The following is a 20,881-nucleotide window of genomic DNA, read 5'->3' on the forward strand; positions in this document are numbered from 1 at the left end:
CGTCGGGTCTGCACGACGAAGAGCGAGGAGCGCAGCGACGGTGCGATGAGGAGGAAGACCCGGCGCCAAGAGCCCGGCGGGCGCGACGGCGAAGCCGGCGCCAAAAGCAGAGCCCGGCGGGCGCGACGGCGAAGCCGGCGCCAAAAACTCAGAAGATGGCGCCGATTTCGTGTGCGGCGTCGGTGCCGTAGGCGTCGGCGATCCGGGCGATGGCCGAGTCGTGGTGCCATGTCCAGTCTTGTGTCGAGACTGTTTCGAGCACAAGTACGGCGACCATCGAGCCGAGTTGTGCGGCTCGCTCGAAGCCGAGCCCGTTGCTGACGGCGGTGAGGAATCCGGCGCGGAAGCCGTCGCCGACACCGGTCGGATCGACTTTCGCTTTCTCGGGCACCACCGGGACGTGAATTCGGCTGCCGTCACTTTGGATGATTTCGACGCCACCGGCGCCGAGGGTGGTGATGCGGGTGCCGACCATGTTGCGTACGCGTTCCTCGGTCAGTCCGGTTTTCTCGCGCAGTAGTCCCCATTCGTACTCGTTGGTGAACAGGAAGGTGGCTCCTTCGATGAGGCTGCGCGCGGATTCGCCGTCGAGTCGTGCGAGTTGTTGTGAGGGGTCGGCGGCGAATGGGATGCCCAGGTCGCGGCATTCGGCGGTGTGGGCGACCATTGCCTCTGGGTCGTCGGCACCGATCAGCACCAGCTCGGCGTTTGCGGCGTCGTGGTCGGCGAGTTTGATGTCGCGGGCTTCGCTCATCGCGCCGGGGTAGAAGAAGGCCAGTTGCGCCATCGCTTCGTCGGTGGTGCAGGTGAAGCGCGCTGTCTGATGCTGAGTGGATACGCGGACCGCCCGGCAGTCGACACCGTGCGTTTCCAGCCACCCGCGGTAGTCGTCGAAGTCGGCGCCGACCGACCCGACAAGCACGGGAGCACCGCCGAGCTCGCCCATCGCGTAACAGATGTTGCCGCCGACTCCTCCGCGCCGGACCACGAGGTCTTCGGCGAGGAAGCTCAATGAGATGTGGTCGAGTTGGTCGCTGAGCAACTGTTCGGAGAACTTGCCGGGGAATTTCATCAGATGGTCGGTTGCGATCGAGCCACATACATAGATGGTCACGGGGGATTCAGCCCTTCATCTCCTCGGCGGTAACGGCCTCTCACGCTACCGACCGACTCATAAAAGCATCCGACCGCATCCCCGGAGTACGGGAATGCGGTCGGATGTGGCTGATCCGGCGTCGGCGTGCGACGGGAAGTCAGTTGAACGAGTCGCCGCAGGCGCAGCTACCCGTCGCGTTCGGATTATCGATGGTGAAGCCCTGCTTCTCGATGGTATCGACGAAATCGATGGTCGCGCCCTGCACGTAGGGAGCGCTCATGCGGTCGACCGCGAGGTTGACGCCGCCGAAGTCGGCGATGACGTCGCCGTCGAGGCTGCGGTCGTCGAAGAACAACTGGTAACGCAGTCCCGCGCAGCCGCCGGGCTGTACGGCGATGCGCAGCGACAGGTCGTCGCGGCCTTCCTGATCCAGAAGCGTCTTCGCCTTGGACGCGGCGGCGTCGGTCAGGATGATTCCGGTGGTGGTCACGGTGCCGGATTCGTTCTGCACAGTCATCGATGTTCCTCCGTGCTGGTCGAGGCCGGCTCGATTGGGCCGGTTGCGGTCGGCCCCCGGCTCACGCGCGGGGACGCACATTTGTACGGTCGGCTTCAACGGTACCCCTTGTACGCGTATTCCCGCCCCACCCGATTCGACCATCGGCGGTGAACTCGCCGACACTCACACCCAGCCCGCGGCGATCCCGCGGACCATCTGGCTGAGCTGATTGCCCGCATCGTCCATCGCCAGCTGTATCGACCCGGCGTGGTCGACGATCGAGTAGGCCGCGGCGATGTCGGCTTCGGCTATCTCACGGGCGCCGAGCGTGACCTGGCCGGCCACCACCATGGTGGGCACCGAGGCGGCGCGGGCGGTGGCGTTCAGCGCGGAAACGACCTTGCCGCGCAGGGTCTGGCTGTCGAATCTGCCTTCCCCGGTGATGAGCAGGTCAGCCGTCGCGATCTGCGCGTCCCGGTCGGTCGCCCCGGCAACCACGGATGCCCCCGACACCCGATGCCCACCCAGCGCGAGCAGAGCCGCGCCCAGCCCGCCGGCGGCTCCGGCCCCGTGTTCGGCGCTGACGTCACGACCGGCCATCTGCGCCAGCACCCGATTCCACCGGGTCATCCGTTCCTCGAGGATGCCGACGGTCTCGGTGTCGGCCCCTTTCTGCGGACCGAACACCGTCGCCGCACCCGACGCGCCGAGCAGCGGATTCTCCACGTCGGAGGCCGCCACGACGTCGATTCCGCGACACCGCGCCACGGCGTGCTCCGGTCCGCCGAGCGCGTCGATGAGGCCGCGGCCGCCGTCGGTGGTGGCGCTGCCGCCGAGACCCACCACCACCGAGGAGGCGCCCGCACGCAGTGCCGCGTCGACGAGTTGACCGACACCGAATGTGTCGGCGGCCGTTGCGGTGCGTGGCGTGGGGCGGCCACCGAGCTGGTGCAGACCGCACGCCTGCGCGCCTTCGACGTAGGCGACCGTCCGCTTGCGAACCCGGTCGTCGAGCAGCCATTGTGCGGTCACGGCGGCTCCGAGCGGTCCGGCCACCTCCGCGGAATGCACCGTCCCGAAACTGCCGGCGAGCACCGACACGAACCCGGGGCCGCCATCGGATTGGGGTGCGCGGACGACCTCGTCATCGGGACGGGCTGCTAGCCATCCGCGCGCGATCGCGTCGGCGGCCTCGACCGCGGTCAGGGTGTCGCCGAAGGAGTCCGGGGCGATCAGGAGACGCATGTCACCCCCGCGGACGCGGTGCGAATCGGGGGGTGCAATGCCGTATCCGTCATGCGGGGCAAGTATAGGGAGGTCGGCGCATCACGGCAGCGCGGATCACCTAGGCTCGGGGATGTGAAGTTGCCATGGACCAAGGACGATTCCACCCCGGCGGACGACGCCGCCGAGACGTCCGTCGACGCCGATTCGACGGACTTGGTCGATCTCTCGAAGCCGCGGGGCGGCGGGTACACGCCAAGCAAGGGACGTCCGACTCCGTCGCGCCGTGAGGCAGAGCGCCGACGCCGCGGTCCGGTCGCGCCACCGCCGACGACGCGAACCGAGGCCCGGGCCCGCAAGAAGGAACTGCGGAGCTCGATGACCAAGGAGGACAAGAAGCAGGTCTCTGCCGACCGTCGTTCCCAGCGCCTGGAGCAGCGTGAACGGATGATGGCAGGCGAGGAACGCTATCTGATGCCGCGCGACAAGGGTGACGTGCGTCGTTACACCCGTGATCTGGTCGATTCGCGGCGCAACTTCGCCGGGCTGTTCATGCCGTTCGCGGTGGTGCTGATCATTGTCATGTTCGTGCCGGCGATCGCGGTCTACTCGACCTTCTTGCTGCTGGCCTTCGTCGTCCTGATGGCGATCGACGGTGTGATCCTGGGCCGGCTGGTGAGCAAGCGCACCCATGAGCGTTATCCCGACAGCACCGATGGCGGACTGAAACTGGGCTGGTACGCCTTCACGCGTGCGATGCAGCTGCGTAAGATGCGCGCACCCAAGCCGCAGGTCTCCGTCGGCGACGAAGTCTGAGGCGATGACGACACGAGGAATCCGGACCCTGATCCTCGGTGGGGTCCGGTCAGGAAAGTCGGCTCACGGTGAGGGACTGCTGCGTGACGCCGTGGCCGTGCGATACATCGCCACCGGCCCCACGCTGACCACCGATCCGGAGTGGACTGCGCGGGTCGAGCGGCATCGTCGCCGACGCGATTCCCGGTACACGACGGTCGAGACGATCGCTCTGGCCGAAGAGTTGCGCTCGCATCATGACACCCCGACACTCGTCGACGACCTGGGCAACTGGCTCGCCGCACGTCTGGACGCCACTCAGGCATGGTCGCAATCACCACCGCCGGACCGGACCGCCGAAAACAATGAGTTATGTTCTGCGATAGCAGCATTCACGGATGACCTCGTCCTGATCAGCCCGGAGGTCGGGTTGGCTCCGGTGGCCGGAAACCCCGCAGGTCGACTGTTCCAAGAGGAACTCGGTGCACTCAACGAGGCCATCGCCGCGGTGTGTGACCGAGTACTGCTGGTGGTTGCCGGCCGCGTGCTGGAGCTGACACCGGCACCGGCGTCGGTGCCGACACCTACGCCATCGGTGAGCGAAGCCGCGGCAGGCGCGGCCGCTTCGACGACGACCGAGCGCGTCCCGGCCGCGGCGGCCACCGCTGATCCGACGATCGCGACCCCGACCCCGACCGCTACAGATCGCACCATTGCCGACGCGACCACCGCCACCGGTCCGGCCATCCCCGAGGTCTTCGACCCGATCGTGCCGCCCGATGAGCAGGCCGCCGAGGCGGCCCGCGCGCGCCAGCTGCAATTGACCAAGCCGGCCGGTTCCCTCGGACGCCTCGAAGAGCTCGGCGTGTGGATCTCGGCCTGCCAGGGCACGTGTCCCCCGCGTCCCCTCGAGGCTCCCACCGTGGTGGTGTTCGCGGGCGATCACGGCGTGGCTCAAGGCGGGGTGTCGGCATACCCGCCCGAGGTGACCGCGCAGATGGTGGCCAACATCGCCGCCGGCGGAGCGGCCGTGAATGTCCTCGCCCGCCGCTACGGTGCCACGGTGCAGGTGGTGGATATGGCCGTTGATGCCGACACCGCACCCGAGGTCTCGGCCTACAAGGTGCGTCGCTCCAGCAACGACCTGCGGGTCTCCGACGCGCTGACGATCGATGAGGCCCGACGTGCGCTCGCCGCCGGGCGGGCCATCGTCGACGATCTCGTCGACTCGGGCGCCGATCTACTGATCGCCGGCGACATGGGTATCGGCAACACCACGCCCGCCGCGGTCATCATCGGCACCCTGGCCCGGCGCGAGCCGGTCGAGGTCGTCGGGCGTGGCACCGGGATCGACGATTCGGGCTGGATACGCAAGACAGCCGCGATCCGCGACGGGATGCGCCGCGGCCGTCGGCATCGCAACGACCCGCTGTCCCTGCTGGCCGCTGTCGGTGGTGCCGATCTCGCTGCCATGGCCGGATTCCTGGCCCAGGCCGCCGTGCGCCGGACGCCGGTGATTCTCGACGGTGTCGTCGTCACGGCAGCCGCGCTGATCGCGGTCGAGTTGGCGCCGGGCGCCACCCGCTGGTGGCTGGCCGGACACCGGTCGGTCGAGCCGGCCCAAAACATCGCGCTGGAACACCTGGATCTCGAGCCGCTGCACTCGTACGGTATGCGACTCGGTGAGGGCACCGGCGCGCTGAGCGCACTGCCGACGGTGATCGCCGCCGTCGATGTCATGACGTCGATGTCGACCTTCGGCGAGGCCGGCGTCAGCGATTCCGACTCCGCCTCAGATGGGGCGGCCGGATCGGATCCGGCTGCACCGCAAGCGGTCACGCTCCCCTGATAGCACCGATGCGTCCGATCCGCGCAATCGCTGTCGCGGTCAGCTGGCTGACAGTTCTGCCCATACCGCGCCGGTTCACCGACGCACCGCCGGACCGACAGGTGGGCGGCAGGGTCATCGCGGCGGTGCCGGTGGTCGGCGCGTTACTCGCGGTGGTCGCGGCCCTGGCGGCCTGGGGGTTGTCGGCCACCGCCGCTCCGAGCGCGCTGATCGGGGTGCTCGTCGTCGCGGTACTCGGCCTCCTCACGCGCGGCATGCACCTCGACGGGCTGGCCGACACCGCCGACGGCCTCGGGTGCTATGGGCCACCCGAACGGGTCGCCGCGGTGATGCGGTCGGGCACGGTGGGACCGTTCGGGGTGGCGACGCTGGTCGTGGTGGCAGCGCTCGAGATCGTCGGATTCGGCACCCTCACCACCCAGAGCCGTTGGTGGGAGCTGGGTTTGGCGATAGGCACCGCCCGCGTCGCGGCTGTGGTGGCATGCCGGTGGTCACAACGCCCGGCACACCCGAACGGGTTCGGTGCGCTCGTCGTCGGCACCCAACGCACCTCGATCGCGCTGTGGACGGTGACGGCCGTGGCCGTTGCCGCGCTCATCGGCGGCTATGGCAGGACCGGATACGCTTCCGGCGCACCCGACGGCGGCTCGCTGCTGCGGGCCGCCATCACCGTGGTCGTCATGCTCGCATTCACGTGGGGCTTCACCCGCCATTGCGGCCGCCGCATGGGCGGGCTGTCGGGCGACGTGCTCGGTGCAGTGATCGAGCTGGGGACCGCGATCATGCTCGTCGGACTGATGCTCTGAGCGCCACCCACTGGGAGCCGCCGGGGCCGTCAGCTGCGGTACAGCTCGGTCATCCACCCGTGGGTGTCGGCGAACTTGCCGCGCTGGATGCCGGTGAGGGTGTCGCGCAGCGCCAGGGTGACCTCGCCGGGCGTGCCGTCACCGATGGAATAGTCGTCGGTCTCGCTCTTGACGTGGCCGACGGGGGTGATGACCGCGGCAGTGCCGCACGCGAACACCTCGGTGATGTCGCCGGAGGTGACGCCCTTGCGCAACTCCTCGGTGGTGATCTTGCGTTCCTCGACGGCGAACCCGGCATCGGTCGCCAGCGCCAGCAGCGATTCGCGGGTGATCCCGGGCAACAGCGACCCGGTGAGCTCCGGCGTGACCAGCCGGGCGTCGGCGCCCGAACCGAAGACGAAGAACAGGTTCATCCCGCCCATCTCCTCGATGAAGCGGCGTTCGACGGCGTCGAGCCAGACCACCTGATCACAGCCCTTGGCGGTGGCCTGCTCCTGGGCGAGGAAACTCGCGGCGTAATTGCCGCCGCACTTGGCGAAGCCGGTCCCACCGGGTGCCGCCCGGACGTACTCGGTGGACAGCCACACACTGACCGGTTTGATGCCACCGGAGAAGTAGGCGCCGGCAGGCGAGGCGATCACGCAGTAGCGGTACTGATTGGACGGGGCGTTGACGCCCAGACCCGCCTGGGAGGCGAACATGAACGGGCGCAGGTACAGCGACTCCTCGCCGCCGGCCGCGGGAACCCACTCGTTGTCCGCATCGAGCAGTACGCGCAGCGATGCGATGAAGTCCTCGACCGACAGCGGCGGCATCGCCAGCCGCTCCCCCGACCGCTGCAGGCGCAGTCCGTTGGCCTCCGGGCGGAACGCCGCGACCGATCCATCGGGCTGACGGTAGGCCTTGAGTCCCTCGAAGATCTCCTGGCCGTAGTGCAACACCATCGCCGAGGGGTCGAGCGCGATCGGCCCGTACGGAGTGACCCTGGCGTCATGCCAGCCACGGTCCACGTCGTAATCCACCGTCACCATGTTGTCGGTGAAGAATTTGCCGAAGCCGGGAGTGGCGAGGATGTCCGCGCGCTGCGACGCCGGCACCGGGTGTGGATGCTCGGTACGGGTGAACTGCAAGGTCATTGGTTCATGGTAACGCCGGCGGGCAAACCGATTCCGTTGAGGTGCGGCGCACGATCGGCCGAATCCTAGACGTGCGACTCGACGAACGGCGGGATGACGACCTCGCAGGGCAGTGACCGGCCGCGAACGTCGACGATGACCTCGGCGCCCTTCCCGATCGCCGAGGTGGTGTCGATGAGCGCCAACGCGATTCCCTGTTTGAGGGTGGGCGAGAACGTCCCGGAGGTACATACGCCGATGCGCTCACCGCCCGCGGCACCAAGCACGTCGCAGCCGGCGCGCGGCACGCCACGACCGGTCGCGCGCAAACCGTAAAGCCGACGCGCCGGCCCGTGGACCTTCTCCGCGATCAGCGCCGCGCGGCCGAAGAACGACGGCTTGTCCCAGCCGACGGCCCAACCGCTGCGCGCCTGGTTGGGGCTGATCTCCGGGGACAGTTCGTGTCCGTGCAACGCATAGCCCATCTCGGTGCGCAGGGTGTCGCGCGCACCGAGACCGGCCGGCAGACCACCGAGCCGGTGCACCTGTTCGAGTAGCGCGTCGAAGACGGGACCGGCCGCCGACCACCGGGGCAGGATCTCGTAGCCCCGCTCACCGGTGTATCCGGTGCGGCAGACCCGCACCTGATACGTCCGGCCGCCGGCAGCCAGCTCGGCGTCGACGAAGGCCATGTATTCCATCTCGGTGGGCAGACCCACCGCGGCGAGGACCTCAGGGCTGCGGGGCCCCTGCACTGCGAAGACCGCATACTCGCGATGGCGGTCGGTGATCGTGATCTCCGCGGGCGCGGCCGCCGCCAGGGCGCCGACCACTGCAGCGGTGTTCGCCGCATTGGGGACCAGGAACACGTCGTCGTCGGCCACCAGGTAGGCGATCAGGTCGTCGATGACTCCCCCGGAAGCATTGCAGCACAACGTATATTGCGCCTTGCCTGGCACGATCTTGCCGAGATCGTTGGTAAGTGTGGAGTTGACGAACGCCGCCGCCCCCGGCCCACGGACCGAGGCCTTACCAAGGTGGCTGACGTCGAAGAGGCCCACCGCCTCGCGCACCGCGGCGTGCTCGGCGACGGTCCCGGAATATGCAACGGGCATGTCCCATCCGCCGAATTCGGCAAAGCTCGCCCCGAGTGCGACGTGCCGATCGGCGATGGGGCCGGCGAGGATATCGGTCATGGGGTCAACCTACCGCGGCCCCCGACACGTCGGTCAGCCCGCGCCGGGCATCCCGAAACCCTGCAGGCCCGGGTCCGTCGCGAGCGCCGCGGTGCGCAAGGTGATCCCATCGGCCTCGTTGCCGCCGACGGTGCGCACCTGATCACCGTCCACACTGACCACGATGTTCGTGTGCTGTCCGAGCGGACTCGGCTTGTCGTAGACCACGATGTCGCCGGGTTGCGGATGATGTGCCGGTCCCCGCCACCGCCCAGAGCTGTGCAGATAGTCCGTCAGCGTGGCCACGCCCGGGATCCGCCACGATCCGGAGTTCGGATTGTTGAGTGGCACACCGGATTCGCGCATCACCGTGCTCACGAAGTCCGCGCACCACGGCTCCTCGGCACCACCGGAGTACGTCGTCCCCGGCGCGTTGCGTGCGTACTGCGCCCGCACCACGTCGATGATGCGGCGACGCTGTGGCGAAAGACCCGTGGTGTCGACAGCCGGAAATGACGGCCGCGCCGAGGGCACCAGTCCACCGACCGCGCGTGACAACGGATCACCGCCGCCACCGAGTGCACGCATGCCGACGACCGCCGACACGCAGGCCACGATCAACACCACACCGATCACGATCGCCCCGCGCATCCGTGCACGGTCCGTTCGTCCCCCTGCCCGCCCGGCGGCGGGCACCGCCCCGGTCTCCTCGCGCGCTGCTCCCACACGTTCGCTCACCCCGGCGATGCTACGGCGGCGGCGTGTCCGGACCGCTGCCCGCGCCACGGACGTCGGACGCTGAGATGACGGGCGGCCGGCGAGCACCCTGTGGCAAGGTTGATCGGGTGAGCAAGAACGAGAGCGTCGACCGTACCCGCGGCCCCCAGATCACCCTGACCACCTCGATCGGCAAGGACGACCAGGCCCTCGTGCTGGGGCTTGTCGAGGCCAACGCCGGCCCCGACGGTTCCGGCAATGCCGACGCAGCCCCGGCCCTGCTCGGCGCGGACCTCCTCGACGACGCGGCCGCCGCCGCGATCACCTCGGCTCTCACCGCGGTCGGTGCCACCGGGTCGCACGGCGAGGTCACCCGCATCGCCGCCCCCGAGTCACTCGGGGTCACGGTCGTGGTGATCATCGGAGTCGGTGACGAGGCCGCACTCGACGATGCGGAAAAGGTGCGCCAGGCCGCCGGCATCGCCGCCCGGTCCCTCGACGGATATGACGTCGTGGCGACCAGCCTGGGGACGGCCGACCTCGGCGCCGCGGCCGAGGGCCTGTTCCTCGGCGCCTACCGCTTCGAAGAATTCCGGTCAGCACGGTCGGCGTCCAAAAAGCTGCCGCCCACGATTGTGCACATGCTCGTCGGGTCTGCCGACAAGGCCGCCAAAACCGAACTCGCACATGCCCTCGCGGTCGCCGATTCGGTGGCGATCGCCCGTGACTTCGTCAATACCCCGCCGAGCCATCTCTATCCCGAGGAGTTCGCCGAGCGCGCCCGCGAGCTCGGCTCCAAGGCAGGACTCAAGGTGGAGATCCTGGACTACGACGCGCTGCGCAAAGACGGCTACGGCGGGATCGTCGGTGTCGGCAAGGGCAGCTCACGTCTGCCCCGGCTGGTCCGGCTGACCCACACCGGCAAGAAGTCGGCCAAGAAGGTCGCGCTCGTCGGCAAGGGCATCACGTTCGACACCGGCGGCATCTCCATCAAACCGGCCGCCAACATGGACGCCATGACCTCGGACATGGGCGGCGCCGCGGCCGTCATCGCCGCCACGATCGCCGCGGCCCGACTCGATCTTCCGGTCACGGTGACCGCCACCGTGCCGATGGCCGAGAACATGCCGTCGGGTACCGCGCAGCGTCCCGGCGACGTCCTCACCCAGTACGGCGGGACGACGGTCGAAGTACTCAACACCGACGCCGAGGGGCGACTGGTCCTCGCCGATGCGATCGTGCGGGCCTGTGAGGACGAGCCCGACTATCTCATCGACACCGCGACCCTCACCGGCGCGCAGATGGTCGCGCTCGGCACCCGCACCCCAGGGGTGATGGGTACCGACGAATTCCGCGACCGGGTGTCGTCGTTGTCGCAAGAGGTCGGCGAGAACGCCTGGCCGATGCCGCTTCCCACCGAGTTGCGGGCCGATCTGTCGTCCCGGGTCGCCGATCTGGCCAATGTGACGCCGCACCGCTGGGGCGGCATGCTCGCCGCCGGACTGTTCCTCAAGGAATTCGTGCCCGCGGGCGTGCAATGGGCGCACATCGATATCGCCGGGCCGGCGTTCAATACCACCGGGCCTTGGGGGTACACCCCGAAAGGCGGTACGGGAGTACCGGTTCGGACGATCACGCGAGTTCTCGAGGACATCTCGGCCCAGAGCTGACGCGTGGTATTCGGCCCACACGCCACGTCCGCGGCTGCGGTGGCGGGTAAGGTCTAGCGATGGGCGCTCGGCCACCCGCCACACGCCCGGGAGACGCGGCACACACACCGCTTTCCATGCGAACCACGCACAGACCCACCACGTCGAGTTCAGGAGTCAACAGCAATGGCCTTCTCCGTCCAGATGCCCGCCCTCGGTGAGAGTGTCACCGAGGGGACAGTGACCCGGTGGTTGAAGGAAGAGGGCGACACCATCGAGGCCGACGAGCCCTTGCTCGAGGTGTCGACGGACAAGGTCGACACCGAGATCCCCGCCCCCACCTCCGGCGTGCTGACCAAGATCGTCGCCAAGGAAGACGACGTGGTGGAGATCGGCGGCGAACTCGCGCTGATCGGCGAGGCCGGCGAGAGCGCCTCAGACTCCGGCAACGCAGACTCAGGCAACGCGGACTCGGGCAGGGCGGACGAGGCCGGCGGCGACGAGCCCACCGATGCCGGCGAACCCGAACAGGCCGACGAGGCCCCGTCGACCTCGGCCGAGGCACCGGCCCCGAAGCCGGTCGCGGCGACCGGTGGCAGTGGCGCGAGCGGAACCGACGTGCTGATGCCCGAACTCGGCGAGTCGGTGACCGAGGGCACCGTGACCAACTGGCTCAAGTCGGTCGGCGACGAGGTCGCCGAGGACGAGGCGCTCCTGGAGGTCTCCACCGACAAGGTCGACACCGAGATCCCGTCCCCGGTCGCCGGAACGCTGCTGGAGATCCTCGCGCAGGAAGACGACGTCATCGAGGTCGGCGGCAAGCTGGCCGTGATCGGCGACGCCGCGGCGGCCACCGCCGAGCCGCAGCGCGCGCCGGAGCCCGAACCAGAACCCGAGCCCGCAGAGCCCGAGCCGGCGAAGTCCGAATCTCCCGCACCCCAGGCTCCCGCACCCCAGGCTCCCGCACCCCAGGCTCCCGCACCCCAGGCTCCCGCACCCCAGGCTCCCGCACCGAAGACCGAGCCGGAGCGCGAACCCGTCAAGGTGGAGTCGGCGACTGCTGCGGCCGGCGACAACAATGATCTGCAGTCGACGCCGTATGTCACCCCGCTGGTGCGGAAGCTGGCTGCGGAGAACGACATCGACCTCGCCACGCTCAAGGGCACCGGAGTCGGCGGCCGCATCCGCAAGCAGGACGTGCTCGCCGCCGCCGAGTCGAAGAAGGCGCCCGCATCGGCACCCGCTCCGGCCGCAGCCGCACCGGCGCCGGCAGCATCGCAGGCGTCGTCGCCGGAAGTCCGCCCGGAACTCGCCGCCCTGCGCGGCACGACCCAGAAGATCAGCCGCATCCGGCAGATCACCGCCAAGAAGACCCGCGAGTCCCTGCAGAGCAGCGCACAACTGACGCAGGTGTTCGAGGTCGACATGACCAGGATCGTCACTCTTCGCAAGGCCGCGAAGGAGTCGTTCAAGGCGTCGGAGGGGGTCAACCTCACATTCTTGCCGTTCATCGCCAAGGCCGTCGTCGAGTCGCTCAAGGCGCACCCGAACGTCAACGCCTCGATCGACGAGGACGCCAAGGAGATCACCTACCACGACAAGGTGCATCTGGGGATCGCGGTCGACACCGAGCAGGGGCTGCTCTCCCCGGTGATCCACAACGCCGACGATCTGTCGATCGCCGGCTTGGCCCGCGCCATCGCCGACATCGCCGCCCGCGCCCGCAGCAATGGCCTCAAGCCCGACGAGTTGGCCGGTGGCACGTTCACCATCACCAACATCGGCAGTCAGGGCGCGCTGTTCGACACACCGATCCTGGTGCCGCCGCAGGCCGCCATGCTGGGCACCGGCGCGATCGTCAAGCGCCCGGTCGTCATCACCGGCGACGACGGTTCGGAATCGATCGCGGTGCGTTCGATGTCCTATCTGCCGCTCACCTACGACCACCGGCTGATCGACGGTGCCGATGCCGGACGCTTCCTGACGACCATCAAGAAGCGACTCGAGGCAGGCTCGTTCGCCGCTGATCTCGGCCTCTAGGTACCGATGCGGGTCGCCGTCGCCGGCTCACACGGGCTGATCGGATCCGCTCTGGTCACCGCCCTCGAGTCGTCGGGCCACGCCGTGCGTCGGCTTGTCCGTCGCGAGGCCGCGCTCCCCGACGAGTTCAGTTGGGACCCAGAGACCTTCGGGGTTCCCGGGGAGGCTCTCGACGGAGTCGACGCGGTGGTGAACCTCGGCGGAACCGGGATCGGCAACCGGCGTTGGAGCGGGCACTTCAAACAAGAGTTGCGCGATTCGCGGATCACACCGACCGAGGTCATCGCCGAGGCCGTCCGTGGGGCCGGTGTCCCCACCCTGGTGAGCGCGAGCGCCACCGGCTACTACGGGGACACCGGTACACGGACGGTCACCGAAGGTGATGGGCCCGGCTCGGGATTCCTGGCCGAGCTCGCCACCGATTGGGAGCGGGCCGCGACCGGCGATGCCGGCTCCGGCACCCGCGTCGTGCTGTTACGGACCGCACCCGTGCTCTCGCCGCACGGTGGCGTCCTCGCCCGGTTGCGTCCATTGTTCACACTCGGCCTCGGCGGCACCATAGGCAATGGGCGCCAATACTTTTCCTGGATCTCACTGGTCGACGAGGTACGCGCGATCGCGTTCCTGTTGGACTCGTCGATCAGCGGGCCGGTGAATCTGTGCGCGCCTGCGTCCATTCCGTTCGCCGGCTTCGTCGATGCGCTCGGGCGCGCCGTGCACCGGCCGACGCTGGTCGGCGTGCCGGCGTTCATCGCACGCAAGGCCGGTGGCGAGATGATCGAGGAGATGGTTTTGTACTCCCAGCGCGTTGCACCCGGTGTGCTCACCGACAACGGTTTCGATTTCGTCCACCCCACCATCGCGCAGGCCCTGGAGTACGCCAATGCCCGCTGACACCACCGCCGCCCCGCCGTCCCGGCGGAAGTCCTTGCGCGCCTCCCAGGCCCCGATCGAGGTGCGTCACCTCGGCGTCGTCGGGTATCGCGAGGCATACGAGCTGCAGCATCACCTGGCCGGTGAACGTGCCGACGGCACGCTCGACCACGACCTGCTGCTGCTACTCGAACACCCGTCGATCTACACCGCGGGCAAACGCACCGAGGACGCCGACCGACCCACCAACGGCGCCGAGGTCATCGACGTCGACCGCGGTGGCCGGATCACCTGGCACGGCCCGGGTCAGCTGGTGGGCTATCCGATCATCAAACTGGCCGAACCGCTCGACGTCGTCGAATACGTGCGGCGCCTGGAGTCCGCGCTGATCGGGGTGTGCGCAGCACAGGGCGTAACCACCACCCGCGTCACCGGCCGCTCGGGTGTGTGGGTGGTCGACGACTCCCCCGCCCCCGGGGTCACAGCCGAACGCAAACTGGCCCAGATCGGCATCCGGGTGGCGCGCGGCGTCGCGCTGCACGGTTTCGCACTCAACGTCGACCCCGACATGAGTGCCTTCGACGCCATCGTTCCGTGCGGCATCGCCGATGCCGGGGTGACATCGATAAGCCGTGAGACCGGGACCTCGCCGGCCGTAGGCGAGGTCGCCGAGAAAGTCGCCGACGCCGTGTTCGCCGCCCTCGACCGGTCCGAACAGCCGGCACCACCGCCGGTCGGGCAGTCCGGCCCGCGCGTAGCATCGGTGCGGTGACCGTGTCAGAGACCCGCCCCGCGGCTACCGCTCAATCCGCCCCCACTCGATCCACTCCGGCCGAGCCCGCCCCCGCCCAGTCCGCCCCCAACGGGCGCAAGCTGTTGCGGCTGGAGGTTCGCAACGCGCAGACCCCGATCGAGCGCAAGCCCTCCTGGATCAAGACTCGCGCGACGATGGGCCCGGAGTACACCGAACTCAAGGGTCTTGTGAAACGTGAAGGGCTGCATACGGTCTGCGAGGAAGCCGGATGCCCCAACATCTACGAGTGCTGGGAAGACCGGGAAGCCACCTTCCTGATCGGCGGTGAGCAGTGCACGCGCCGATGCGACTTCTGCCAGATCGACACCGGCAAACCCGCCGAGCTCGATCGCGACGAACCCCGTCGCGTCGCCGAGAGCGTGCAGGCGATGGGACTGCGCTACTCCACGATCACCGGCGTCGCCCGCGACGATCTGCCCGACGAGGGTGCGTGGCTCTACGCCGAGACGGTACGCGCCATCCACGCACTCAATCCCGGCACAGGCGTGGAGAACCTCATCCCCGACTTCCACGCCAACCCCGATCTCCTCGCCGAGGTCTTCGAGGCACGCCCGGAGGTGCTCGCGCACAACCTGGAGACGGTGCCCCGCATCTTCAAGAGCATCCGCCCGGCGTTCCGGTACGAGCGGTCTCTCGATGTACTCACCCAGGCCCGCGACTTCGGACTGGTCACCAAGTCCAATCTGATCCTCGGGATGGGTGAGACCCCCGCAGAGGTGCAGTCGGCGATCGTCGATCTACACGAGGCGGGCTGCGACATCCTCACCATCACGCAGTACCTGCGGCCGTCGCCGCGGCATCATCCGGTGGCCCGGTGGGTCAAGCCCGAGGAGTTCGTCGATCACTCGGAGTTCGCCGAAGAGATCGGATTCGCCGGCGTGATGGCCGGCCCACTGGTGCGCTCGTCATATCGCGCGGGCCGGCTGTACGCGCAGGCCATGGCCCGGCACGGCCGGCAGCTACCGGAGTCGCTGGCCCACCTCGTCGCCGAGGGATCGGCCACGCAGGAGGCCTCGAGCCTCATGGCCCGACTCGCGCGCTGACCGGTTTTTCCGCGCCGTAGACTGTCACCTATGGCAAAGGCGCAAGACAAAGACGCGAAGGCCGCCGCGAAGAAGGCCCGCAGGCAGGCCTCGAAGGAACGCTACAAGCAAATCTGGCAGGCGTTCCAGATGCAGCGCAAAGAAGACAAACGACTGATCCCGTACATGGTCGGCGTCTTCGCGCTGATCGTCGTGATCTTCGTGGTCATCGGCTTGTTCATCGGGTCGCCGTGGTTGCTGGTACCGATCGGCGTCGTGCTCGGCATCCTCGCGGCGTTCCTGCTGTTCGGACGGCGCGTCCAGCGATCGGTGTACACCAAGGCGGAGGGGCAGCCCGGCGCAGCCGGGTGGGCGCTGTCGAACATGCGCGGCCAATGGCGTGTGCAACAGGCGGTCACCGGCACCGCCCACCTCGACGCCGTGCACCGCGTAATCGGGAAGCCGGGGATCATCCTCGTCGGCGAGGGTTCGCCCACACGCACCAAAACTCTTCTCGGGCAAGAGAAGAAGAAGATCACCCGTGTCGTCGGCGACACCCCGATCTACCAGATCGTGGTCGGCAACGACGACGATCAGGTACCCCTATCGAAGCTCGAACGCCACCTCAACAAGCTGCCCGGCAACATCGACCGCAAGCGAATGGACACCCTCGAAGGACGCCTGTCGGCCCTCGGCGGCAAGCAGCCCGGACCGGGGATGCCGAAGGGGCCGATGCCCGGCAACGCCAAGATGCGCAGCATGCAGCGCACCGCTCGCCGACGCGGGGCCGGGACCTGACACGCGATTCCCGGACGGTCAGCGGCCCCGGACGGTCAGCGGCCCCGGACGGTCAGCGGCTGCGAACGATGGCCGTGCCGGTGGCGCGGTCGTGCAGCGCTCGGCCGTTGTAGTCGTTCATCAGCGCCGGCACCAGGAAGACGATCAGCACCTGTCGCATCAGCGCGCGGATCACGCCGACGGCCGCGACCGGCACCGTGCCCGCGACCTCGTCGGCGAGCCGGTCGGGGCCGTGATCGACACGGGCCACTCGCATGCCCACGGCGTACTGCCCGGGCGTGAATCCGAACATCGTCACCGTGAAGACGCCGATGACGAACCACACGGCCAGTACGGCGAAGCCGAGGTTGGGTGAGCCGAAGCCCACGAAGAACAGCGACAGTCCGCCACCGATGATCCAGTCGATGAGCAGGGCGATCGTGCGCGGCCACCCACCGACGAGCGAACCCGGCCCGGATTCGGGCAGTCCGAGGTCCGCGCCGCGGTATTCGAGGTCGACCGGCGTCGTGGACTGCACCCCGGACAGCCAGGACCCGGTGACCCTGCCCATCAGCGATCCCTCCCGGCAAGGACGGTCTCGGCGCGAGCGGATTGCGGCAGGTCGTTCATGTCGTCCATGGTAGATCCCCCGTCACGAGCTCCCCGACGGCGCCGAGTCCAGCACGCCGACGTCGGGCCGAGCTGCGCCCTCAGACCCTTGCCGCACCACCGAACAGCGATGCCGCATTCGCACATCGCGGCCCCATACGGAATAGTTGCCGTGGGCGTGGTAGCTCGCCGGCCGGGGTGTGTAACACAGGAGAAACACAGCCTTGACGTGCGGGCAACGTCGCGTCCATACGGTTTGCTGAGATCCGCCGTGGTTGTCTCGACGGCGGTCCAGGCGCGTCAGGTCATGCGTGTGCACACGTCGACCTGACCCCGATAACAGTTAAGGAGTCACCGCACGGTGTACAGCAGCAACGAAGAACTACTCGAGGGCATCAAGAAAGCGGGTGTCGAGTACGTCGACATCCGCTTCTGCGACCTGCCCGGTGTGATGCAGCACTTCTCGATCCCGGCCACGGCCTTCGACGAGTCGGTGTTCGAGGACGGCCTGGCGTTCGACGGCTCGTCGGTACGCGGCTTCCAGTCGATCGACGAGTCCGACATGATGCTGCTGCCCGATCCGGCCACCGCGCGGATCGACCCCTTCCGTCGAGCAAAGACGATGAACGTCAGCTTCTTCGTCCACGACCCGTTCACCCGCGAGGCCTACAGCCGCGATCCGCGCAATGTCGCCCGCAAGGCCGAGGACTACCTGGCCTCTACCGGTATCGCCGACACCTGCTTCTTCGGCGCCGAGGCCGAGTTCTACATCTTCGACTCGGTCGCTTTCGATTCGCAGATGAACGGCACCTTCTATGAGGTCGAGTCCGAATCCGGGTGGTGGAACAGCGGCTCACCCACCGACCCGGACGGTTCACCCAACCTCGGCTACAAGGTGCGCCCCAAGGGCGGCTACTTCCCGGTCGCCCCCTACGACCACTACGTCGACTTGCGCGACGAGATGTCGACCAACCTGACCAACGCCGGTTTCCAGCTCGAACGCGGCCATCACGAGGTCGGCACGGGCGGCCAGGCCGAGATCAACTACAAGTTCAACACGCTACTGCATGCCGCCGATGACGTTCTGCTCTTCAAATACATCATCAAGAACACCGCGTATGGCAACGGCAAGACCGTCACCTTCATGCCGAAGCCGCTGTTCGGCGACAACGGCTCGGGCATGCACGCCCACCAGTCGCTGTGGAAGGACGGCAAGCCGTTGTTCCACGACGAGGCCGGCTACGCGGGTCTGTCGGATCTGGCGCGCTACTACATCGGCGGCATCCTGCACCACGCTCCGTCGCTGCTGGCGTTCACCAACCCCACGGTGAACTCCTACAAGCGTCTGGTGCCCGGCTACGAGGCCCCGATCAACCTGGTCTACAGCCAGCGCAACCGCAGCGCCTGCGTGCGTATCCCGATCACCGGCAACAACCCCAAGGCCAAGCGCCTGGAGTTCCGTTGCCCCGACAGTTCGGGCAACCCGTACCTCGCGTTCGCGGCGATGATGATGGCCGGCCTCGATGGCATCAAGAACAAGATCGAGCCGCACGAGCCCGTCGACAAGGACCTCTACGAGCTTCCGCCGGAGGAGGCCAAGAACATCCCGCAGGCGCCGACCTCGCTGTCGGCCGTCATCGACAGGCTCGAAGAAGATCACGAATACCTCACCGCAGGTGGCGTGTTCACCGAGGATCTCATCGAGACCTGGATCGCTCTCAAGCGCGAGAACGAGATCGAGCCGGTCCAGATCCGTCCGCACCCGTACGAGTTCGCGCTCTACTACGACTGCTGAGTTCTGTTCCGCCAGAACTTCTTCGAGAGCAGCACAGCGACCCGCTCGACGATCGGATTCGATCGTCGGGCGGGTCGCTTGTCGTCTGCCGTACGCCCATTTCCGTCGTCGGTTTCCGTGGACAGCGGCGGAGGCGAACGTGAATGACACCACGCGGGGACCTTTTGCTCTCACACGATCACACCGGACGCCGTAATCTCTTCTACATGTCCCGTATGCTTTTCGTTGAAGATCTCGTCCCCGGCGATCGGATCGCCCTGGACGGAATCCGCGCCGTCGTCCGCAAACAGGTGCCACATGGCACCGAGGAGCGCCTCGTCGAACTGGTCCAGAGCACCGACGATCGCAGTGAGCTGATCCTGAAGACGGGTTCCAAGGTCGAGGTCATCTGACTCCTCCCCCACGTACCGCCGCGATAGGCCGGCCCTTCACGCGTGCACACGGGGCGCGTCGCCGTGCCGGCGGGCCGGATCGGCCCGCACGGGCGACCGCGCCGACCACGCAACGAGCAGCGCGGTGACCACCAGCACCCCCGCTCCGGTCCAGGCCGCCGCCGACATCCCATCGACGAATGCATGACGTGCGGCGTCGAGTATCCGCGCCGCCGCGTCGGGTGTCTCGGTGTGACTCACCGCGACCGCGCCGGCGAGGCTACGACCGGCCTCGGCCGGACCCGGCCCGGCCGGAAAGGCGATGCGGTACACCGCGTTGAGCACGCTGCCGAGTACCGCGATGCCCAGCGCGCCGCCGAGTTCGCCGGAGGTCTCCAACAGCCCGGAGGTGGCCCCAGCGCGATCCGCCGGGGCGATGCCCATGACGTGATCGGCGACCACCGAGGTGGTGGCCACGATCCCACCGGCCAGCAGCGTCGACGCGACGAGGACGATCCACAGCGAGTCCGGGCCGGTCAGTGAGCCGAGCAGCAGATAGCCGACGGCGCCGACGAGTAGTCCGGTCACCATCACCACCGGCCGGCCGAAACGCCCCGCCCCGACCGCGGCGAGCGGTGCGGCCACGCCGACGAACACCGACGGCACCACACTCCACAGGGCGGCCCGCAACGGGCTGTAACCGAGCACCGACTGCAGGTACTGCGTGACCATGATCGAGTTGCCCAGCAGCGCGAACATACAGATGAGATTGGTCCAGATGGAGACCGAGAACCGCCGGTCGGCCAGCAGGCCGAGATGGAGTACCGGATCGGCCAGCCGCCGCTGCCGCCGCACGAAGACGACTCCGAAGACCACCCCGATCATCCCGATCAGCAGTCGGCCCACCGCCCAGCCATCGGCGGCGAACTCCTTGATGGCGTAGATCAACGGCAGTATCGCACCGAGCACCAGCGCCGCACTGAGCGCGTCGACGCGCCGGTGCGCAACGGCGGTGTCCCCCGGCAGCAGAATCGGCGCCACCACCAGCAATGCGATCATCACCGGCACGTTGATCAGGAACACCGAGCCCCACCAGAAGTGCTCGAGCAGCAGCCCGGAGATGATCGGACCGAGGGCCACCCCACCGGCGAGCACGGCGTTCCACGCTGCGATCGCCTTCGCCCGATCGGCGTCGTCGTCGAAGATGTGGCGGATCAGCGCGAGTGTCGACGGCATCAGCGTCGCCCCCGCGACCGCCAGTATCGCGCGCGCTCCGATCAGCATCTCCGGGGTCGTCGAGAACGCCGCCAGAAGTGAGGCAGCACTGAAGCCCGACGCGCCCCACATCAGCAGTCGCCGGTGCCCGATGCGGTCGGCCACCGATCCCATCGTCAGCAACAGCCCGGCCAGCACGAAGCCGTAGACGTCGAATATCCAGAGTTGTTGGGCAGGTGAGGGTTCGAGGTCCGAAGCGATGAACGGCACCGCGAAGAACAGTACCGACACATCCATCGAGACGATCAGCATCGGCAGGCACAGCGCCGTCAACGCCACCCAAGGCGAGCCGTGAGGTACCGAACGGGAGAGAGACATCTCATCACCACCTATCTGTATGATCCATATACTGTTTATGGATCATACAGATGTTAGAGCCC

19 protein-coding genes are annotated in these 20,881 nt (G+C 68.0%); 11 read left to right on the top strand and 8 right to left on the bottom strand.

Annotated features, from left to right (window positions below; genetic code table 11):
• Window positions 1-148: 148 nt before the first annotated feature.
• The 3 genes from ACPXB3_RS06750 to ACPXB3_RS06760 form a co-directional block, all read right to left on the bottom strand.
• The gene (locus ACPXB3_RS06750; protein WP_425705819.1) at window positions 149-1,114 is read right to left on the bottom strand and encodes a carbohydrate kinase family protein; all 966 of its coding nucleotides are present in this window, start codon (window positions 1,112-1,114) and stop codon (window positions 149-151) included.
• 139 nt (window positions 1,115-1,253) lie between these two features.
• Window positions 1,254-1,613 carry a HesB/IscA family protein gene (locus tag ACPXB3_RS06755; protein ID WP_425705818.1) on the bottom strand — a complete coding sequence of 120 codons (360 nt, stop codon included), beginning with the start codon at window positions 1,611-1,613 and terminating at the stop codon, window positions 1,254-1,256.
• Window positions 1,614-1,778: 165 nt separating this feature from the next.
• On the bottom strand, window positions 1,779-2,840 hold the full coding sequence (locus ACPXB3_RS06760) for a glycerate kinase (protein ID WP_425727132.1): 1,062 nt from the start codon (window positions 2,838-2,840) through the stop codon (window positions 1,779-1,781).
• A 114-nt stretch (window positions 2,841-2,954) separates the two neighbouring features.
• On the opposite strand from ACPXB3_RS06760, the gene ACPXB3_RS06765 reads away from it, so the two are divergent.
• From ACPXB3_RS06765 to ACPXB3_RS06775, 3 genes are read left to right on the top strand one after another with little or no spacing between them, the layout of a single operon-like run.
• Window positions 2,955-3,635 (top strand): DUF3043 domain-containing protein, encoded by a 681-nt coding sequence (locus tag ACPXB3_RS06765; protein WP_425705816.1) that lies wholly within the window; start codon window positions 2,955-2,957, stop codon window positions 3,633-3,635.
• 4 nt (window positions 3,636-3,639) lie between these two features.
• Window positions 3,640-5,463 carry a nicotinate-nucleotide--dimethylbenzimidazole phosphoribosyltransferase gene (cobT, locus tag ACPXB3_RS06770; protein ID WP_425727133.1) on the top strand — a complete coding sequence of 608 codons (1,824 nt, stop codon included), beginning with the start codon at window positions 3,640-3,642 and terminating at the stop codon, window positions 5,461-5,463.
• Between the two features lie 8 nt (window positions 5,464-5,471).
• Window positions 5,472-6,269 (top strand): adenosylcobinamide-GDP ribazoletransferase, encoded by a 798-nt coding sequence (locus ACPXB3_RS06775; RefSeq protein WP_425727135.1) that lies wholly within the window; start codon window positions 5,472-5,474, stop codon window positions 6,267-6,269.
• A 29-nt stretch (window positions 6,270-6,298) separates the two neighbouring features.
• On the opposite strand, the gene ACPXB3_RS06780 is transcribed toward ACPXB3_RS06775, so the two are convergent.
• The 3 genes from ACPXB3_RS06780 to ACPXB3_RS06790 form a co-directional block, all read right to left on the bottom strand.
• Window positions 6,299-7,405 carry a branched-chain amino acid aminotransferase gene (locus tag ACPXB3_RS06780; RefSeq protein ID WP_425727137.1) on the bottom strand — a complete coding sequence of 369 codons (1,107 nt, stop codon included), beginning with the start codon at window positions 7,403-7,405 and terminating at the stop codon, window positions 6,299-6,301.
• 65 nt (window positions 7,406-7,470) lie between these two features.
• A complete protein-coding gene (gene gcvT, locus ACPXB3_RS06785; RefSeq protein WP_425727139.1) occupies window positions 7,471-8,580 on the bottom strand; it encodes a glycine cleavage system aminomethyltransferase GcvT in 1,110 nt (369 codons plus the stop codon).
• 33 nt (window positions 8,581-8,613) lie between these two features.
• A complete protein-coding gene (locus tag ACPXB3_RS06790) occupies window positions 8,614-9,210 on the bottom strand; it encodes a CHAP domain-containing protein (RefSeq protein ID WP_425705875.1) in 597 nt (198 codons plus the stop codon).
• 194 nt (window positions 9,211-9,404) lie between these two features.
• On the opposite strand from ACPXB3_RS06790, the gene ACPXB3_RS06795 reads away from it, so the two are divergent.
• The 6 genes from ACPXB3_RS06795 to ACPXB3_RS06820 all read left to right on the top strand — a co-directional run bounded on the left by ACPXB3_RS06795 (window position 9,405) and on the right by ACPXB3_RS06820 (window position 16,472).
• Window positions 9,405-10,946, top strand: coding sequence for a leucyl aminopeptidase (locus ACPXB3_RS06795; protein ID WP_425705811.1), 1,542 nt, complete (start codon window positions 9,405-9,407; stop codon window positions 10,944-10,946).
• 165 nt (window positions 10,947-11,111) lie between these two features.
• Window positions 11,112-12,965: a 2-oxoglutarate dehydrogenase, E2 component, dihydrolipoamide succinyltransferase gene (sucB, locus tag ACPXB3_RS06800; protein ID WP_425727141.1), complete on the top strand. Its 1,854-nt coding sequence runs from the start codon at window positions 11,112-11,114 to the stop codon at window positions 12,963-12,965.
• A gap of 6 nt (window positions 12,966-12,971) precedes the next feature.
• Window positions 12,972-13,859: a TIGR01777 family oxidoreductase gene (locus ACPXB3_RS06805; RefSeq protein ID WP_425705809.1), complete on the top strand. Its 888-nt coding sequence runs from the start codon at window positions 12,972-12,974 to the stop codon at window positions 13,857-13,859.
• Entirely contained in the window at window positions 13,849-14,610 is a 762-nt protein-coding gene (gene lipB, locus ACPXB3_RS06810; RefSeq protein ID WP_425727143.1) for a lipoyl(octanoyl) transferase LipB, read from the top strand. The genes ACPXB3_RS06805 and lipB overlap by 11 nt, the downstream gene beginning before the upstream one ends.
• Window positions 14,607-15,695: a lipoyl synthase gene (lipA, locus tag ACPXB3_RS06815; protein ID WP_425727145.1), complete on the top strand. Its 1,089-nt coding sequence runs from the start codon at window positions 14,607-14,609 to the stop codon at window positions 15,693-15,695. The genes lipB and lipA overlap by 4 nt, the downstream gene beginning before the upstream one ends.
• A gap of 30 nt (window positions 15,696-15,725) precedes the next feature.
• Window positions 15,726-16,472, top strand: coding sequence for a DUF4191 domain-containing protein (locus ACPXB3_RS06820; RefSeq protein WP_425705806.1), 747 nt, complete (start codon window positions 15,726-15,728; stop codon window positions 16,470-16,472).
• Window positions 16,473-16,524: 52 nt separating this feature from the next.
• Here the strand turns inward: ACPXB3_RS06820 and ACPXB3_RS06825 are convergent, their stop codons facing one another.
• Window positions 16,525-17,022: an RDD family protein gene (locus ACPXB3_RS06825; protein WP_425705805.1), complete on the bottom strand. Its 498-nt coding sequence runs from the start codon at window positions 17,020-17,022 to the stop codon at window positions 16,525-16,527.
• 399 nt (window positions 17,023-17,421) lie between these two features.
• Between ACPXB3_RS06825 and glnA the strand changes: the two genes are divergently transcribed.
• Together glnA and ACPXB3_RS06835 are read left to right on the top strand one after the other, a co-directional pair.
• Window positions 17,422-18,855 carry a type I glutamate--ammonia ligase gene (gene glnA / locus ACPXB3_RS06830; RefSeq protein WP_425727147.1) on the top strand — a complete coding sequence of 478 codons (1,434 nt, stop codon included), beginning with the start codon at window positions 17,422-17,424 and terminating at the stop codon, window positions 18,853-18,855.
• Window positions 18,856-19,061: 206 nt separating this feature from the next.
• Complete coding sequence (locus ACPXB3_RS06835) at window positions 19,062-19,247, top strand: hypothetical protein (RefSeq protein ID WP_425705803.1); 186 nt, start codon at window positions 19,062-19,064, stop codon at window positions 19,245-19,247.
• Window positions 19,248-19,283: 36 nt separating this feature from the next.
• Here ACPXB3_RS06835 and ACPXB3_RS06840 read toward each other — a convergent pair whose 3' ends face one another.
• Window positions 19,284-20,819, bottom strand: coding sequence for an MFS transporter (locus ACPXB3_RS06840; protein WP_425727149.1), 1,536 nt, complete (start codon window positions 20,817-20,819; stop codon window positions 19,284-19,286).
• Window positions 20,820-20,881 lie beyond the last annotated feature (62 nt).

This window comes from Gordonia sp. DT219 (assembly GCF_049847065.1).
In the GTDB taxonomy this organism is placed as follows: Bacteria; Actinomycetota; Actinomycetes; order Mycobacteriales; family Mycobacteriaceae; genus Gordonia.